At 57.8% G+C, this 17,954-nt stretch carries 16 protein-coding genes; 1 reads left to right on the top strand and 15 read right to left on the bottom strand.

Annotation, left to right across the window (positions count from 1 at the left end; all coding sequences use genetic code 11):
- Positions 1–64 precede the first annotated feature (64 nt).
- From cpoB to cydA, 11 genes are all read right to left on the bottom strand, one after another.
- Positions 65–859 carry a cell division protein CpoB gene (gene cpoB, locus ACJ8IL_RS04745; RefSeq protein ID WP_004939852.1) on the bottom strand — a complete coding sequence of 265 codons (795 nt, stop codon included), beginning with the start codon at positions 857–859 and terminating at the stop codon, positions 65–67.
- A gap of 9 nt (positions 860–868) precedes the next feature.
- Entirely contained in the window at positions 869–1,378 is a 510-nt protein-coding gene (gene pal / locus ACJ8IL_RS04740) for a peptidoglycan-associated lipoprotein Pal (protein WP_025160033.1), read from the bottom strand.
- 44 nt (positions 1,379–1,422) lie between these two features.
- A complete protein-coding gene (tolB, locus tag ACJ8IL_RS04735) occupies positions 1,423–2,715 on the bottom strand; it encodes a Tol-Pal system beta propeller repeat protein TolB (RefSeq protein WP_004939856.1) in 1,293 nt (430 codons plus the stop codon).
- Between the two features lie 136 nt (positions 2,716–2,851).
- On the bottom strand, positions 2,852–4,078 hold the full coding sequence (gene tolA / locus ACJ8IL_RS04730) for a cell envelope integrity protein TolA (protein WP_025301886.1): 1,227 nt from the start codon (positions 4,076–4,078) through the stop codon (positions 2,852–2,854).
- Between the two features lie 81 nt (positions 4,079–4,159).
- Positions 4,160–4,588 carry a colicin uptake protein TolR gene (gene tolR / locus ACJ8IL_RS04725; RefSeq protein ID WP_004939859.1) on the bottom strand — a complete coding sequence of 143 codons (429 nt, stop codon included), beginning with the start codon at positions 4,586–4,588 and terminating at the stop codon, positions 4,160–4,162.
- A gap of 12 nt (positions 4,589–4,600) precedes the next feature.
- On the bottom strand, positions 4,601–5,284 hold the full coding sequence (gene tolQ, locus ACJ8IL_RS04720; protein ID WP_004939862.1) for a Tol-Pal system protein TolQ: 684 nt from the start codon (positions 5,282–5,284) through the stop codon (positions 4,601–4,603).
- Positions 5,281–5,685 carry a tol-pal system-associated acyl-CoA thioesterase gene (gene ybgC, locus ACJ8IL_RS04715; protein WP_025160034.1) on the bottom strand — a complete coding sequence of 135 codons (405 nt, stop codon included), beginning with the start codon at positions 5,683–5,685 and terminating at the stop codon, positions 5,281–5,283. The genes tolQ and ybgC overlap by 4 nt, the downstream gene beginning before the upstream one ends.
- Positions 5,686–5,815: 130 nt before the next feature.
- The gene (gene ybgE, locus ACJ8IL_RS04710; RefSeq protein WP_025301885.1) at positions 5,816–6,112 is read right to left on the bottom strand and encodes a cyd operon protein YbgE; all 297 of its coding nucleotides are present in this window, start codon (positions 6,110–6,112) and stop codon (positions 5,816–5,818) included.
- A complete protein-coding gene (cydX, locus tag ACJ8IL_RS04705) occupies positions 6,112–6,225 on the bottom strand; it encodes a cytochrome bd-I oxidase subunit CydX (RefSeq protein WP_004939868.1) in 114 nt (37 codons plus the stop codon). The genes ybgE and cydX overlap by 1 nt, the downstream gene beginning before the upstream one ends.
- Before the next feature lie 17 nt (positions 6,226–6,242).
- Positions 6,243–7,382: a cytochrome d ubiquinol oxidase subunit II gene (gene cydB / locus ACJ8IL_RS04700; protein WP_019454033.1), complete on the bottom strand. Its 1,140-nt coding sequence runs from the start codon at positions 7,380–7,382 to the stop codon at positions 6,243–6,245.
- A 14-nt stretch (positions 7,383–7,396) separates the two neighbouring features.
- A complete protein-coding gene (gene cydA / locus ACJ8IL_RS04695; protein WP_019454034.1) occupies positions 7,397–8,965 on the bottom strand; it encodes a cytochrome ubiquinol oxidase subunit I in 1,569 nt (522 codons plus the stop codon).
- Between the two features lie 683 nt (positions 8,966–9,648).
- Between cydA and ACJ8IL_RS04690 the strand changes: the two genes are divergently transcribed.
- Positions 9,649–11,547 (top strand): bifunctional metallophosphatase/5'-nucleotidase, encoded by a 1,899-nt coding sequence (locus tag ACJ8IL_RS04690; protein ID WP_060432600.1) that lies wholly within the window; start codon positions 9,649–9,651, stop codon positions 11,545–11,547.
- Between the two features lie 72 nt (positions 11,548–11,619).
- Here the strand turns inward: ACJ8IL_RS04690 and sucD are convergent, their stop codons facing one another.
- From sucD to sucA, 4 genes are all read right to left on the bottom strand, one after another.
- Positions 11,620–12,492 carry a succinate--CoA ligase subunit alpha gene (gene sucD / locus ACJ8IL_RS04685; protein WP_004939878.1) on the bottom strand — a complete coding sequence of 291 codons (873 nt, stop codon included), beginning with the start codon at positions 12,490–12,492 and terminating at the stop codon, positions 11,620–11,622.
- A complete protein-coding gene (gene sucC, locus ACJ8IL_RS04680; RefSeq protein ID WP_025301883.1) occupies positions 12,492–13,658 on the bottom strand; it encodes an ADP-forming succinate--CoA ligase subunit beta in 1,167 nt (388 codons plus the stop codon). Before sucC ends, sucD begins: the two co-directional genes overlap by 1 nt.
- Before the next feature lie 122 nt (positions 13,659–13,780).
- The gene (odhB, locus tag ACJ8IL_RS04675) at positions 13,781–14,998 is read right to left on the bottom strand and encodes a 2-oxoglutarate dehydrogenase complex dihydrolipoyllysine-residue succinyltransferase (protein ID WP_197835350.1); all 1,218 of its coding nucleotides are present in this window, start codon (positions 14,996–14,998) and stop codon (positions 13,781–13,783) included.
- 63 nt (positions 14,999–15,061) lie between these two features.
- Positions 15,062–17,869, bottom strand: coding sequence for a 2-oxoglutarate dehydrogenase E1 component (sucA, locus tag ACJ8IL_RS04670; protein WP_025301881.1), 2,808 nt, complete (start codon positions 17,867–17,869; stop codon positions 15,062–15,064).
- Positions 17,870–17,954: the final 85 nt, after the last annotated feature.

The raw sequence follows: 17,954 nt of genomic DNA, 5'->3' as shown, positions 1-17,954 counted from the left end.
CTTCACGCGAATGAGCCCAGAAATCGGTCAAATCGACTAACTTCTGGGCTCATTTTTCTGACTGTTAACCGCCTACGCGACTTTTCGCCTGTTTGGCCGCCGCACTGGTTGGGTATTGTTTAATCACCTGCTGGAACACGGCTTTGGCTTTATCGGCCTGCCCTTTCTCCTGCATGATGATACCCACCTTGTACATGGCGTCCGGCGCCTTCGGTGATTTAGCGTAATTCTTCACCACCACCGCAAAATAGTAGGCCGCATCATCTTTTTTACCCTTGTTGTAGAACAACTGACCCAGCCAATAGTTGGCGTTGGGCTGATAGGTAGACTTCGGGTACTGTTTTACGAAGGACTGAAAGGCAGAAATCGCCTGGTCATACTGTTTTTTTTCCAGCGCCAGAGAAACAGCGGCGTTGTAGTCGCTGTTCTCATCACCGCCGCTCGGCGTTGCAGACGCGGCTGCAGGCGCGCTGCTGCCCGCATCGGAAGATGCGCCTGCGGCTGCCCCACCGGCAGCGCCCGCGGCCGCAGAGGCGCTCTGAGCGCCACCCTGGCTGAGGCTATCCATCTGCTGATAGATTTGCTTCTGGCGTTCAACCACCTGATTCAACTGGTACTGACTTTCCTGGATTTGCCCACGGAGAGAATCAATGTCGCGTTGGTTATCAGAGAGTTGTTGCTGGAGTTGGTTTAAAAGCTGGCCTTGAGCATTGCTGATGCGCTCAAGCGAGGTGACGCGGTCTTCGACCGAGCCGGAGCCGACATTACTGATTGGCGCTTGGGCAGTAGCGGCCCAGGGGGCCGCTACGCCAACCAGTAACGACAGACTCAACAGGTGACGTCTGAAGTTACTGTTCATGCGATTCTCTTAGTAAACCAGAACGGCACGACGGTTTTTAGCATAAGCCGCTTCGTCGTGGCCCAGTACTGCTGGTTTTTCTTTACCGTAAGAAACGATAGAGATCTGGTCAGCGGAAACGCCTTTACCCTGCAGGTACATTTTAACGGCGTTAGCACGGCGCTCACCCAGAGCGATGTTGTATTCCGGCGTGCCGCGTTCGTCAGCGTGGCCTTCAACGGTCACTTTGTAAGACGGGTTGTTACGCAGGAATGCAGCGTGCGCGTCCAGCATCTGAGCGAATTCGGAGCTAACGTCATACTTGTCCAGGCCGAAGTAAACGATGTTGTTCTTCTGCAGTTCTTGCATCTGCAGACGAGCTTGTTCTTCGGAAGACAGGTTGCTGCTGCCGTTTTCCATACCAGTGCCAGCGCCCATACCAGATTGGTCGTTGTTCGCGCTTTTGTTAGAACTACAAGCTGCTACAGCCAGAACTGGCAGTGCCAGCAGAAGCCCTTTCAGCACTTTGTTCAGTTGCATTTCTTTGATCCTTTTATAGTTTGCCATACATATTTACACATGCATCACAGATACGGCGACCAGGCAGGGAATTTGACCTGTCCATCAGTTGCCGGAAGACGCGCTTTGAAACGCCCATCAGTTGACACCAACTGCAGCACGGAGCCCATACCTTGCGTGGAGCTATAGATCACCATGGTGCCGTTTGGCGCAATACTAGGCGTTTCATCCAGGAAGGTGCCGGTCAAAACCTGAACGGCGCCCGATCCAAGATCTTGTTTGGCGATGTGTTGTGCACCACTGTTGGTGCTCACCATCACCAGGAATTTACCGTCGGAGCTGACTTCAGAATCCTGGTTCTGAGAGCCTTCCCACGTCAGACGCTGTGCGGCACCGCCGCTGGCGCTGATTTTATAAATCTGCGGACGCCCGCCCTGGTCGGAAGTAAACGCCAGCGACTGGCCATCCGGGAACCAGGTCGGTTCGGTGTTGTTGTTGCGACCATCGGTCAGCTGCGTGATCTGGCCGGAGCCGAGGTTCATCACGTACAGGTTCAGGCTCCCGCTCTTGGACAGCGCGAAGGCCAGCTTGCTGCCGTCCGGCGAGAACGCCGGCGCACCGTTGTGGCGCGGGAACGAGGCGATCTGGCGGATTGCGCCGTTAGCCAGGGTTTGCACCACCAGCGCGGAACGGCCGCTCTCGAAGGTCACGTAAGCCAGTTTGCTGCCGTCCGGCGACCAGGCCGGCGACATCAGCGGCTCAGGCGAACGGTGCACCGTGAACTGGTTGTAACCGTCGTAATCCGCTACGCGCAGCTCATACGGGAATTTCCCGCCGTTGGTCTGCACGACGTAGGCGATACGGGTACGGAACGCGCCCTTGATGCCGGTCAGCTTTTCGAACACTTCGTCGCTGGCGGTATGGGCAGAATAACGCAACCACTGTTTGGTCACTTTATACTGGTTCTGCGCCAATACGGTGCCCGGCGAACCCGAGGTGTCCACCAGCTGGTAGGAGATCAGGTAGCTGCCGTCGGCGCCAGGTTGAACCTGACCGACAACCACGGCGTCGATGCCCAATGCAGTCCAGGCCGCCGGCGTCACTTCAGACGCGGAGGTCGGTTGCTGCGGCATGCGCGCCACGTCGATCGGGTTGAATTTGCCGCTGTTACGCAGATCCGCGCCGACAATCTTGCCGATATCTTCCGGCGGCGTGCCTGGGCCCGCCCACTTAAACGGCACCACGCCAATCGGGCGAGCGGAGTCGACCCCTTGGGTGATTTCAATGCGAACTTCCGCGTGCAGCACGGACGCCCACAGAATTAAAAAACCTAGCGCTACTCGAAATGCCTGCTTCATCTCATCTCCCTTATCCAGGCGGGATGCCTGCGATAAATTAGCAGAATTTTAACAAACCAACTTACGTAAAACTACATAATCCCTGTTGGTTACCTTAGTACATCCCTGTGATCTTACTCAGCTCAAACAACCATTATTAAGGTTTGAATTCAAGGGTAGCATTCTTAACATGCTGATAAACGGCATCGCTCGGCGGCTTCGGTATATGCGCCAACTTGGCGGCAGATACCGCGGCCTGGCACAATGCCGGATCGCCTCCCGCCGGTTGTACACTTATCAGCAGGCCGTCCGGCGCCAGCTTGATACGCAGGTCACAGGTTTTTCCGGCGAACGAACTGGCGTCATAGAACTTGCTTTCAATCGCGTTTTTAACCTGCCCAATATAACCATTGATATCCGCCCCGCTGGCGCCTGCCGCCTTGGCATTGCCCTGCCCGGCCGGTTTACCATCACCTTTCGATTTGGCACCGCCGCCCTTCGGCGCGTTCTTGCCGTCCGCCAGGCCGCCAAACAGATCGCTCACTTCATCCGATTGTTTCGCAGCCTCAGCGGCGGCCTTCTTCTTGGCGTCCGCAGCGGCTTTCTTGGCTGCCGCAGCTTTCTCAGCGGCGGCCGCTTTCTTCTCTGCCTCAGCGGCAGCCTTCTTCTCGGCTTCCGCTGCGGCTTTTTTCTCGGCTTCAGCGGCCGCTTTCTTCTCCGCGGCCTCTGCGGCTTTTTGCTCTGCGGCGGCAGCTGCGGCTTTCTTCGCCTCTTCCGCCTGTTTCTTGGCGGCGGCAGCGGCGGCCGCTTCTTTCTTGGCTTCCGCTTCGGCTTTCTTCTGCGCGTCCGCCTGTGCCTTGGCGACCTTTTCCGCTTCGGCCTTCGCCTTGGCGGCGGCGGCTTCGGCGACCTTCTGTTGCTCTTTGGCCTTGGCTGCGGCGGCTTCCGCCGCTTTTTGCTGCTCGGCGGCCTGTTTCTGCTGCTCCGCTGCCTTCTGCTGTTGCTCAGCCTGCGCCTTGGCGTCCTGCGCAGCTTTCTCCTGCGCCGCCAAACGCTCTTTCTCCAGCTCCTTCAGGCGCTGCTGCTGCTCCGCCTGCTTCTGCTGAAGCTCTTCGGCCTGTTGCTCCGCCTTTTTCTGGCGCTGCTTCTCGGCACGCTGCGCATCGTTGCTCTGCTGCTGCTGGCGGTTGTATTGCTCCACCACCGCGCCAGGATCGACCATCACTGCGCCCACCACGGTGCCATCACCGCCACCGCCGGCGCCCATGTCGACCTTTTCCTGCAGCGATCCCCAAATCAGCAGGGCAATCAATATGAAGTGCAGAACGACCGAAACAATAACGGCGCGGTTCAGCTTATCGTTTTGCTCAGTTGCCTTTACCAAAATAGATTCCCAAAAACTGGTGTTGCTTATACGGGGTTCCTGGGCCGCAGCGCAGGAACCGGGTTGCCGTTCGCCTCACGGTCAGATCGGCTGGGTCATCAGCCCCACGGAAGCCACGCCCGCCTGATGGAGAATATTCAATGCCTTAATAATCTCATCGTAAGGGACTTCCTTCGCACCGCCGATCAAAAAGACCGTTTTCGGGTTAGCCGCCAAACGCGACTTGGCTTCGGCCGCGACTTGCTCAGGCGGCAGCAGCTCCATACGGTTATGGTCCACCACCAGGGTGTATTGACCTACGCCGGAAACCTCAAGGATCACCGGCGGATTGTCATCGCTGGACACCGTTTTGGAATCGGTGGCGTCCGGCAGGTCAACCTCCACGCTCTGCGTGATGATTGGCGCGGTTGCCATAAAGATCAGCAGCAGCACCAGCAACACGTCGAGCAGCGGAACGATGTTAATTTCGGACTTCAGCTCGCGCCGACTACGTCCACGTACTCTCGCCATGCTACCTCCTACTTATTTGCTGTCGCTGGAGAAGGCCTGACGATGCAGAATAGCGGTGAACTCTTCCATAAAGTTGTCGTAATTCTGCTCAAGCTTGTTGACGCGCTGGTTGAGGCGGTTGTAGGCCATTACCGCCGGGATAGCGGCGAACAGACCGATCGCGGTGGCGATCAGCGCTTCGGCGATACCCGGCGCTACCATCTGCAGCGTGGCTTGTTTCACCGCGCCCAGCGCGATAAAGGCGTGCATGATCCCCCACACGGTGCCGAACAGGCCGATGTACGGGCTGATCGAACCGACGGTGCCGAGGAACGGAATATGGGTTTCCAGCGTTTCCAGCTCGCGGTTCATCGAAATGCGCATCGCGCGCGACGCCCCTTCGATCACCGACTCCGGCGCATGGTTGTTGGCGCGGTGCAGGCGAGCGAACTCTTTGAAGCCGGAATGGAAGATCTGCTCGGAACCGGTCAGGCTATCGCGACGCGCCTGACTTTCCTGGTACAGACGGGAAAGCTCGATACCGGACCAGAATTTGTCTTCAAAGGCTTCGGCGTCACGCGTCGCCGCATTGAGGATGCGGGTGCGCTGAATGATGATCGCCCAAGAAGCTACCGAGAAGCATATCAAAATCAACATGATAAGCTTAACCAGCAGGCTCGCCTTCAAGAATAAATCTAGGATGTTCATGTCAGTCACTGCTTAAACTCCGCGACAATAGACTTAGGAAGCGCTCTTGGCTTCATTTGGTGTGGATCAATACAGGCAATCAGGACATCTGCCTGGCTCAGTAGGGCCCCGTCAGAATTGACAATGCGTTGAGCAAACGTGAGAGAAGCCCCGCGCAGACAGGTGATTTCGCTCTGGACCTCCAGTTGCTCGTCGAGACGAGCCGGAGCCAGATAATCCACCGTCATGCGCCGGACGACAAAAGCGACTTGTTCACTGAGCAGCTGCTGTTGATGAAAGTTGTGCTGACGCAGCATCTCTGTGCGCGCTCTTTCAAAAAAGGCGACGTAGCGGGCGTGATAGACCACACCACTGGCATCGGTATCCTCGTAGTAAACGCGAACCGGCCATCGAAACAACGTATTACTCACTCTACTTCCCAGCAATGCAATTTAACGCTGCTACTATACGCAAGACGGATCGGGTTGGGAATGGGTTACAAGATGGGAATGAAAATAATTATGGGCCGTGAGGGCCCATAACAAGGGGACATCGGGGAGATTATAAAGAAACGTAAAGTAATCCTGCGAACAAGATCACAATGGCGGGAAGCGGCGCGAAAAAAGCGCGCCAGACGCTGCGCTGTGGGCGGAATCCGAAACCGTGGATCACCCCGGCGCACACCGCCCAAATCAGCAACAGCCCTTCCCAAATCTCCAGCGAGCTGGTTTTGGCGGCGAAACGCGTCGGATCCCAGAACACGCACCCCGCCAAAATCAACGCCAGCACCAGGGAAAGGGCCCGGATCGGGCCCTTGTCGGTGACAGCGTACAGCTTGTCAATCACGGACGAGCTCATCACTTACCGTCTTGCTGAGCTTTGGTCGCTTCGCTCTGCTCAAGCGCCAGCGCCGTGATAATGCCGAAGGCGCAGGCAAGAAGCGTTCCGAGAATCCAGGCAAAATACCACATGGTTTAGCTCCTTATCCTTAGTACAGCGAGTGCTTGTTGTTTTCGATGTAGTTCTTGTCGAGGCGACCGAACATTTTGTAGTACGACCAGCTGGTGTACGCCAAAACGATAGGCACGAAGATCGCCGCCACGACGGTCATCACTTTCAGCGTCAACAGGCTCGAGGTCGCATCCCACATGGTCAGGCTGACGTTAGGCACAGTGCTCGACGGCATCACGAACGGGAACATGGTGACCCCGGCGGTGAGGATGACGCAGGCGATGGTCAGCGACGAGGTGACGAACGCCAGCGCGCCCTTCTCCAGACGCGAGAACAGGATGGTGAACAACGGCAGCACCACGCCCAGCGCAGGCAAGGCCCACAGCAGCGGATACTTGTTGAAGTTGATCAGCCAGGCACCGGCCTGATGCGCCACTTCTTTACGCATCGGGTTGGATTCCGCCAGGGTGTCCAACGCCGACGTCACAACGAAGCCGTCGATGCCTTTCACCAGCCATACGCCCGCCAGCAGGAAACATACCGCCATGATCAGCGTCGCGATCTGTGCCGCAGCGCGTGAACGCAGGTGGATCTCGCCGGTGGTGCGCATTTGCAGGTAGGTCGCGCCCTGAGTGACCAGCATGGTCAGGCTGACCACGCCCGCCAACAGACCGAACGGGTTCAGCAGTTGGAAGAAGTTGCCGGTGTAGAACAGGCGCATGTACTCGTCCATGTGGAACGGCACGCCCTGCAGCAGGTTGCCGAACGCCACGCCGAATACCACTGCAGGCACGAAGGAGCCGATGAAGATGCCCCAGTCCCACATGTTGCGCCAGCGGCTGCTCTCCAGCTTGGAACGGTAGTCGAAACCGACCGGGCGGAAGAACAAGGCGGCCAGCACCAGGATCATGGCGACGTAGAAGCCGGAGAAGGCCGCTGCGTAGACCATCGGCCAGGCGGCGAACAGCGCGCCGCCGGCGGTGATCAGCCACACCTGGTTACCGTCCCAGTGCGGAGCGATGGAGTTGATCATCACCCGGCGCTCGGTGTCGGTTTTGCCGATGATGCGCACCAGAATGCCGACGCCCATGTCGAAACCGTCGGTGACGGCGAAGCCGATCAGCAGAACGCCAACCAGGACCCACCAAATAAATCGCAGTACTTCATAGTCAAACATACGTGGACTCCTGTTTAGCGCGCTTCCTGCACGGCGGCAGTCGGTTGTTCAAAGTGATAGCGGCCGGTTTTCAGGCTGCTTGGACCCAGACGCGCAAACTTGAACATCAGGTACAATTCAGCCACCAGGAACAGGGTGTACAAGCCGCAGATCAGCCCCATTGAGAACAGAATGTCGCCCGCGGTCAGCGAAGAGTTGGCGACCGCCGTCGGCAGCACCTCACCAATCGCCCACGGTTGACGGCCGTATTCCGCCACGAACCAACCCGACTCGATCGCGATCCAAGGCAGCGGCAAACCGTACAGCGCCGCGCGGTGCAGCCATTTTTTCTGGCCGATGCGGCCGCGGATCACGTTCCAGAACGACAGGCCGATAATCAACAGCATGATCACGCCACAGGCCACCATGATGCGGAAGGCGAAGTACAGCGGCGCCACGCGCGGAATGGAGTCCTTGGTCGCCAGCTGGATTTGCGCTTCCGTCGCGTCGGTGACGTTCGGGGTATAGCGCTTCAGCAGCATGCCGTAGCCCAGGTCTTGCTTGGTTTTGTTGAATTCGGCACGCACCGCAGGATCGGTATTGCCGCCGCGCAGCTCTTCCAGCAGCTGGTAGGCTTTCATCCCGTTGCGGATGCGCACTTCATGCTGCGCCATCAGATCTTTCAGGCCGGTGACCTGAGTGTCCGTGGAGCGGGTGGCGATCAGGCCAAGCGCATACGGGATCTGAATAGAGAAGGAGTTTTCCATCTTGTCCTGATCGGGAATGCCGAACAGGGTGAAGGACGCCGGTGCCGGCTGGGTGTCCCATTCCGCTTCGATAGCGGCCAGTTTGGTTTTCTGCACGTCGCCCATTTCGTAGCCGGATTCATCACCCAGAACGATAACGGACAGAATGGCAGCCATACCAAAGCTGGCAGCGATGGCGAAGGAGCGCTTGGCAAAGGCGATGTCGCGGCCTTTCAGCAGATAGTAGGAACTGATACCCAGCACGAACATCGCGCCGCAGGTGTAGCCGGAAGCCACGGTGTGAACGAATTTCACCTGCGCAACCGGGTTCAGCACCAGTTCGGAGAAGCTGACCATCTCCATGCGCATGGTTTCGAAGTTGAAATCCGAAGCGATCGGGTTCTGCATCCAGCCGTTGGCGACCAGGATCCACAGCGCGGACAGGTTGGAGCCGAGGGCCACGAACCAGGTTACCGCCATGTGCTGCACCTTGCTCAGACGATCCCAGCCGAAGAAGAACAGGCCGACCAGCGTCGATTCAAGGAAGAACGCCATCAGACCTTCGATAGCCAGAGGGGCCCCGAAGATATCGCCGACGTAGTGAGAGAAATACGACCAGTTAGTCCCGAACTGGAACTCCATGGTCAAACCGGTGGCCACACCCAGAGCAAAGTTAATCGCAAATAACTTTCCCCAGAATTTGGTCATGTCTTTATAAATTTGTTTGCCAGACAGGACATATACCGTTTCCATAATTGCCAGCAAGAACGCCATACCGAGCGTTAATGGGACAAATAAGAAATGGTACATCGCCGTTAAAGCAAACTGTAAGCGCGACAGTTCGACAATATCAAACATCTTGACTCCTTGCTCCTCGCAGGAAGACTCCGACACGCGGTTATCGGCACGCTTCTTTCAAAGCTGCCAGTAACGCCCCGCAGTGAATGCCCTTAAACACAACAAATTTGATCCAGCTTCTCCGCTTTCAACCGCACACTCGGCCAATAGCCCCTCGGGCCCTCGACAAGCACGCCACTGAAAACCGACAACGGGTAACAAATGCAACAAGATCAACCATCCATAATCACAACATGGATGATACTCGCCCAATCCCACACAATAAATAGGTTTTTACGTGACGTGGGTTAGACTTTTGGTTACAGGTCAAATCTTAGCCGAAAGAGGTACTTCGGGCTAATTTGATCTGAGACAATTTAAGCCTATCCGCATCTTATTTCCATATTCATCAGCACATTTCGCATAATTTTCTTAGGGTCATGTTGCGCAATGGTTTAATTGTTTTTTAATGATATTTTTGTGTTAAATAAATGTAATTTAAAAGAGCCGCCATTGTATTATTACGCGCTTATTATGCGACATAATTAACCTTTTATTTCCAATAAGCCGTGACAGTGATAGCAGTCACAAAACAACAAATCTCTCTCCAATATTAGTCTATTTCTCGCGATGGGATCGTAAAGGTTGCGATTTTGTAGCAAAATGACCACTAATGTTAAAATTACATTGAGTGACAATAACTTATGAAAAAAATCATCTTTGCCTCTGTATTGGGACTCTCGGGAAACGTCATGGCCGCCGAAACGGTAAATATCACCTTGCTGGGTACTTCCGATCTGCACGGCACTTTCGTGCCCTGGGACTACGCCAGCGACACGGAAAATCTGGCGGGCAGCCTGAGCCAGATAGCCACTCAGGTCAAACAGGTGCGGGCCGAGCAGCCCAACCTGATCCTGGTGGACGCCGGCGACACCATTCAGGGCAATTTCGTCGAAACCTTCAAGCATGAGGCCGTCAGCCCGATGATGCTGGGCCTCAACGCGCTCAATTATGATGTCTGGGTGATGGGTAACCACGAGTTCGACTTCGGCCTACCGGTACTGGCTACGCCGCTCAAGCAGTTCAAAGGCGCGGCGCTGGCGGGCAATATCGTCTGGGACAACGGCAAGCCCTACCTGCCGGCCTACACCATCGTCGAACGCCAGGGGGTGAAAATTGGCATTATCGGCATGGACACGCCGATGACCGCGGAATTCGCCAAGGGCACCGATCGCATCAAAGGGTTGAACTTCACCGATCCGGTGCAGGCGGTGAAACAGGTCATCAGGCAAATCGACGGCCAGGTCGACGCCATCGTGCTGGTGGCGCATATGGGCATCGACAACGAGAACCAGCGCCCCGGCACCGGCGTGGCCGACATCGCCAACGCCAACCCGGAGCTGGCGGCGATCGTCGCCGGCCACATGCATGTTAAGATCGACAAAGCGGTGGTTAACGGCGTCATCATCACCGAGCCGGATAAATACGGCCGCGCGCTGTCGCGCATCGACCTGCAGTTTGAACGCCGCGACGGCAAATTCACGCTGATCGACAAAAACAGCTACACCTACCCGATCAAAGGGCTGGCGCCGGACAGCGCCATGCAAGCGCTCTACCAGCCGTACCATGACATTTTGCGCGCCAACGCCAACCGGGTCGTGGCGAAGCTGAGCGGCAGCGATCTGGTGCCCGCCGACGAGTTTCGCGGCATTCCCCAGGTTCACGTGCAGGATACCGGCATCAGCGCGCTGTTCCAGCAGGCCGCCCGCCACTATGCGCCGCTGGCTCAGGTGATCGCCCTGCAGATCGACAACGATCGCGCCAAATTGAACGTCGGCGACATCAAGGCCAAGGACATCGCCTTTAACTACCAATACGCCGGCGGCGAGATCACCGTTTATCAGCTCAACGGCAAAGCGCTTAAACGCTACATGGAGTGGTCCGCCGACTATTTCAATCAGCTGCAGCCGGGCGACGTCACCTACAGCTTTAACCCGGCGCGGCGATCGTCCAAATATTCCACCAACGATTTCTTCGACGGCGTCACTTACACCATCGATCTGCGCCAGCCCGCCGGTTCGCGCATCGTCGATCTGCGCCTGGCGGACGGCACACCGGTCACCGACGACATGCCGATCCGCCTGGGCATGAACAGTTACCGCATGGGCCACCTGACGCAAAAGGGCGGCGCGTTGGAGGGGCAATCCTTCCCGGTGCTGTTTGACAGCAAAGCGCAATACGGTGAAGAAGAAGGCACCATTCGCCACCTGGCTCTGCGCTACCTGGCGGAAGTGAAACACGGCCAGTATCAGGGCGTGACGCCGCAGCGCTGGAAGCTGGTCGGCATGGAGGGGTACGAACCGCAGCGGGCGATCGTCAAACGGCTGCTCAATGAAGGCGTTATCCAGGTGCCGACCACCGACGATGGCCGCTACACCAACGTCGCCTCGATCAACGTCAAAGACGCGCTGTTCCGCAACGCCGACGATTACCGCACCGCCCTCACCTCGCTGGAAAAACAGCGGCAAACCGCCGCGGATCCGGTGCAACAGCGCCGCCTGCAGGATCGGATCGCGCTGATCAAAGCACTCAACGATTTCTGATCTTCCCCCATAAAAAAGGCCACCCAATGGGTGGCCAAACATGTCGAGATATTATTATTTCGTACTAAGATCTTAGCGCTTCAGCACCGCTTTTACCGCGTCGCCGATGTCCGCCAGGCTGCGAACGGTTTTCACGCCCGCCGCTTCCAGCGCAGCAAACTTCTCGTCCGCCGTGCCTTTGCCGCCTGCGATGATGGCGCCCGCGTGGCCCATACGCTTGCCTTTCGGCGCGGTTACGCCGGCGATGTAGCCGACAACCGGTTTGGTGACGTGTTCTTTGATGTAAGCTGCCGCTTCTTCTTCAGCGCTGCCGCCGATCTCACCGATCATCACGATCGCTTCGGTCTGCGGATCCTGCTGGAACATCTTCAGGATATCGATGAAGTTGGAGCCCGGGATCGGGTCGCCGCCGATGCCCACGCAGGTGGACTGGCCCAGACCGGCATCGGTGGTTTGTTTCACCGCTTCATAGGTCAGGGTACCGGAGCGGGAAACGATGCCCACTTTGCCCGGCAGGTGGATGTGGCCAGGCATGATGCCGATTTTGCACTCGCCCGGGGTGATCACGCCAGGGCAGTTCGGCCCGATCATGCGCACGCCGGCTTCGTCCAGCTTCACTTTCACGGTCAGCATGTCCAGGGTCGGGATGCCTTCGGTGATGGTGATGATCAGTTTGATGCCGGCATCGATCGCTTCCAGGATGGAGTCTTTGCAGAAAGGCGCTGGAACGTAGATGACCGAGGCAGTCGCGCCGGTCGCTTCAACCGCTTCGCGCACGGTGTTGAACACCGGCAGACCCAGATGCTGAGTGCCGCCTTTGCCCGGGGTTACGCCGCCAACCATTTTGGTGCCGTAAGCGATAGCTTGTTCGGAGTGGAAAGTCCCCTGGCTACCGGTGAAGCCCTGGCAAATTACTTTGGTGTTCTTATCGATTAAAATGGACATTATTTACCCTCCACTGCTGCAACAACTTGCTGAGCCGCATCAGTCAGGCTGGTCGCAGCAATGATATTCAGGCCGCTGTCCGCCAGTTTCTTGGCGCCCAGTTCGGCGTTGTTCCCTTCCAGACGCACCACGACCGGGACGTTAACGCCCACTTCGGCCACTGCGCCGATGATGCCGTCGGCGATCAGATCGCAACGTACGATACCACCGAAGATATTAACCAGAACCGCTTTCACCTTGTCATCGGACAGGATGATTTTGAACGCTTCGGTCACGCGCTCTTTGGTCGCGCCGCCGCCAACGTCCAGGAAGTTGGCCGGTTCGCCGCCGTGCAGTTTAACGATGTCCATGGTGCCCATCGCCAGACCGGCGCCGTTAACCATGCAGCCGATGTTGCCGTCGAGGGCAACGTAGTTCAGCTCCCACTGAGCCGCACGGGATTCGCGCTCGTCTTCCTGAGAAGGGTCACGCATTTCACGCAGTTCCGGCTGGCGGAACAGGGCATTGCCGTCGGCGCCCAGTTTGCCGTCCAGGCACACCAGATCGCCCTGCTTGGTGATCACCAGCGGGTTGATCTCAACCATCGCCAGATCGCGCTCCAGGAACAGCGTCGCCAGGCCCATGAAGATCTTGGCGAACTGGCTGACTTGCTTACCGGTCAGGCCCAGTTTGAAGGCCAGCTCACGGCCCTGATAAGGCTGTGGACCCGCCAGCGGATCGATGGTCATTTTGTGGATCAGTTCTGGGGTTTCTTCCGCCACCTTCTCGATTTCCACGCCGCCTTCGGTAGACGCCATGAACACCACGCGACGGGTAGAACGATCCACTACCGCGCCCAGGTACAGCTCTTTATCGATGTCGGTCGCCGCTTCTACCAGGATCTGGTGAACCGGCTGGCCCAGCGCGTCAGTCTGGTAAGTCACCAGACGCTTGCCCAACCAGGCTTCCGCGAAAGCACGGATATCTTCTTTGCTGTTGACGACTTTAACGCCGCCCGCTTTACCACGGCCGCCAGCATGAACCTGACATTTCACCACCCACGGGCCGGAGCCGATTTTGGATGCGGCTTCTTCTGCTTCACGCGGAGTGGTACAGGCGTAACCGGTTGGTGCCGGCATGCCATACCGAGCAAACAGCTGTTTTGCCTGATATTCGTGTAAATTCATGATGTTCTATCCATTCAGTTCTGAAGGTTTTTAGCCGGACCATTATTACGCGGTAAACCGCATGGTTTTCCGGCCACATAGCACAGAGTGCGGGCGCGGCACGCCGCGCCCGGCAAGGGTTACTAGACGTCCAGCAGCAGACGAGCCGGATCTTCCAGCATCTCTTTGACCGTCACCAGATAGCCGACGGATTCTTTACCGTCGATCAGGCGGTGGTCATAAGACAGCGCCAGATACATCATCGGCTGGATCACCACCTGACCATTGACCGCCATTGGGCGATCTTTGATGGCGTGCATGCCCAGGATGGCGCTCTGCGGCGGGTTGATGATCGGGGTAGACATCAGGGAGCCGAATACGCCGCCGTTGGTAATGGTGAAGTTACCGCCGGTCAGCTCTTCAACGGTCAGTTTGCCGTCGCGGCCCTTAACGGCCAGCTCTTTGATTTTCTTCTCGATGTCAGCCATGCTCATGGCGTCTACATCGCGCAGTACCGGCGTCACCAGGCCGCGCGGGGTAGAAACCGCGATGCTGATGTCGAAGTAGTTGTGGTAAACCACGTCGGAACCGTCGATCGACGCGTTCACTTCCGGGAAGCGCTTCAGCGCTTCAACCACGGCCTTGATGTAGAAGGACATGAAGCCCAGACGCACGCCGTGGCGCTTCTCGAAGGCTTCGCCGTACTGCTTGCGCAGGTCCATGATCGGCTGCATGTTGATTTCGTTGAAGGTGGTCAGCATCGCGGTGCTGTTCTTCGCTTCCAGCAGACGCTCGGCAACGCGTTTGCGCAGGCGGGTCATCGGCACGCGTTTTTCGCTGCGGCCGGCCAGAGCAGGCTGCGGTGCGGTTTCAGCGGCGGCGGCCGGTTTGGCAGCGGCGCCGCCTTTGGCCAGGTGCGCTTCCACGTCTTCACGCGTGATGCGGCCACCCACGCCGGTGCCTTTGATGGCGCCAGCATCGAGATCGTGTTCGGCGATCAGGCGGCGAATCGCCGGGCTGAGCGCGTCATTGCTTTCTTCTTCCAGGCTCGCGGTAGCGCGCTGTGCAGGCGTGGCTTCTTTCTCTTGGCTCTTCTCAGCGGTCGGCTTGCCGGAGCTGTCGCCCGGACGGATGCGGCCGAGCAGCTGGCGAGACAGCACGGTCGCGCCCTCTTCTTCCACGATAGCATCGAGAATACCCGCTTCACTGGCCGGCACTTCCAACACCACTTTGTCGGTTTCGATTTCAACCAGGACTTCATCACGCTGCACGCTGTCGCCCGGTTTTTTGTGCCAGGTGGCTACGGTCGCATCGGCAACCGATTCAGGAAGGTCAGGAACCAGAATATCTACGCTACTCATTTAGCTTTCCCTTAAGTTTTTTATCATCTGCTTGCCGGCCCTCGGCCGGCAAGCGAGCGAACATTAGTCAATATTCAGCGCGTCGTTCACCAGAGCCTGCTGCTGCTTCTGGTGTACGGACATATAGCCCACTGCCGGAGAGGCGGAGGCCGGACGTCCTGCGTAACGTAAAGAAGCCCCGAACGGCACCACTTCACGGAAGTTGTGTTGGCTGCAGTACCAGGCGCCCTGGTTCAGCGGCTCTTCCTGACACCAGACGAAATCATGCACGTGCGAGTATTGTTCCAGCACGGCCTGCACGGCCTGATGCGGGAACGGATACAGCTGCTCGATACGCACGATGGCCACGTCTTTCTGCTCGTTCTTGCGACGCTGTTCCAGCAGGTCGTAGTAGACCTTGCCGGAGCACAGCACGACGCGCTTGACCGCTTTCGGATCCAAGTCGTCGATCTCGCCGATCGCCGGCAGGAAGGTGCCGTTGGCCAGCTCGTCCAGCGAAGAAATCGCCAGCGGGTGACGCAGCAGCGACTTCGGCGACATCACCACCAGCGGACGGCGCATACCGCGCAGCGCCTGACGACGCAGCATATGGTAAACCTGCGCCGGCGTAGACGGGACGCACACCTGCATGTTCTGCTCTGCGCACAGCTGCAGATAGCGTTCCAGACGCGCGGAAGAGTGCTCAGGGCCCTGGCCTTCATAGCCGTGCGGCAGCAGCATCACCAGGCCGCACATACGGCCCCATTTTTGCTCGCCGGAGCTGATGAACTGGTCGATAACGACCTGTGCGCCGTTGGCGAAGTCACCGAACTGCGCTTCCCAGATGGTCAGCGTGCGCGGTTCCGCCGTGGCGTAGCCGTATTCGAACGCCAGCACCGCCTCTTCAGACAGCACGGAGTCCCAGACCTTGAATTCGCCCTGGCCGCTGTGAATATTCGCCAGCGGAACATAGACGGAACCGTTTTTCTGGTTGTGCACCACCGCGTGACGGTGGAAGAAGGTGCCGCGGCCGGCGTCTTCACCGGAGATGCGGATCGGGATGCCTTCATCCGCCATGGTCGCGTAAGCCAGCGTTTCGGCAGCGCCCCAGTCGAACGGCTTGTTGCCCGCCGCCATCTCGGCGCGGTCAGCGTAGATTTTCGCCACGCGCGACTGCATTTCAATCGCTTCCGGCACGGTGCTGATGCGACGTGCCAGCTCTTGCAGGCGCTTCATCTCAACCTTGCTCGGGTACTCTTCGTCCCACTCGTGGTTCAGATACGGTGACCAGGTGAAGGAGTGCAGGTTCATCGGACGCCACTCTTCAACCACGCAATCGCCGCGGTCGAGCGCGTCGCGGTACAGGTTGACCATTTCCGTGGCATCTTCCAGGCTGGCCACTTTCTGCTCGGTCAGCACGTCAGCGTAGATTTTGCGCGGCGTAGGGTGTTTCTTGATCTTCTGATACATCACCGGCTGGGTAGCGCTCGGCTCGTCGGCCTCGTTGTGCCCATGGCGACGGTAGCAGACCAGATCGATCATCACGTCACGCTTAAAGGTGTTACGGAAATCCAACGCCAGGCGGGTGACGAAGGCCACGGCCTCCGGATCGTCCGCGTTAACGTGGAAGATCGGCGACTGAACCATTTTGGCGATGTCGGTGCAGTATTCGGTAGAGCGCGCATCCAGCGGGTTGGAGGTGGTGAAGCCAACCTGGTTGTTGATGACGATACGCACGGTGCCGCCCACTTCATAACCGCGAGCCTGAGACATGTTCAGGGTTTCCTGAACCACGCCCTGGCCGGTGATGGCGGCGTCGCCGTGGATGGTGATCGGCAGCACCATGTTGCTGCGCGCTTCGTCCAGACGATCGCGACGGGCACGTACCGAGCCCATGACCACCGGGCTGACGATCTCCAGGTGCGACGGGTTGAACGCCAGCGCCAGGTGAACCATGCCGCCTTCGGTTTCCACGTCGGAAGAGAAGCCCTGGTGATATTTCACGTCACCGGTGCCGAGGTGTTCTTTATGCTTACCGGCGAATTCGTCGAACAGATCGGCCGGCTTTTTGCCCAGCACGTTGATCAGCACGTTCAGACGGCCGCGGTGGGCCATGCCCAACACCACTTCGCGCGTGCCGTTCTTACCGGCGTGGCGCACCATCTCTTTCAGCATCGGCACCAACGCGTCGCCGCCTTCCAGCGAGAAGCGTTTGGCGCCCGGGAATTTGGCGCCCAGGTAGCGTTCCAGGCCTTCCGCCGCAGTCAGCTCGTTCAGGAAACGGCGTTTTTCGTCGGCGGTAAAGCTGGCGCGCCCCACCACCGATTCGATGCGCTGCTGGATCCAGCGTTTCTCTTCGGTGTTGGTGATATGCATGTACTCAGCACCGATCGACCCGCAATAGGTCTGCTTCAGCGCGGCGTACAGATCGCCCAGTTTCATGGTTTCTTTGCCGATGGCGAAAGAGCCCACGTTGAAGGTTTCCTGGAAATCGGCTTCGGTCAGGTTGTGGTAAGCGGGATCAAGGTCAGGAACTTGCTCGCGCTGCCACAGGCCGAGCGGATCGAGGTTGGCATGCTGATGCCCGCGGAAGCGGAAGGCGTTGATAAGCTGCAGTACCTTGACCTGTTTGGCGTCGGTTTCCGGATCGGTGATGGTGGTATTGTAGCGCGCGGAGTCTTTCGCCAGGCGGCGGAAGTAATCGCGCGTTTGAGAGTGAAGCTGATCGGGTTTGACACCCGCGGTTGGTAGCTGTTGAAAAATGGAACGCCAGCTATCTTCAACGGAACCCGGATCGGTTAAGAAGTCTTCATAGAGCTGTTCTATGTAAGACTGGTTCGCGCCCGCCAGATAGGAGGAATCCAGCCAGGCCTTCATTGCGCCGTTCTGCATCATGATCCCTTAAGCTTTGAAGCTTTAGTTTTCGCCGTGGTTAACATAATTACCGTGATGAATACGGTTTGCCGTAAAACGGTTC

This window comes from Serratia sp. CY47444 (genome assembly GCF_052168635.1).
Classification (GTDB): Bacteria; Pseudomonadota; Gammaproteobacteria; order Enterobacterales; family Enterobacteriaceae; genus Serratia; species Serratia bockelmannii.
Note: the sequence above shows the minus strand (reverse complement) of the source record. Positions and strands in the feature narration are given on the sequence as shown.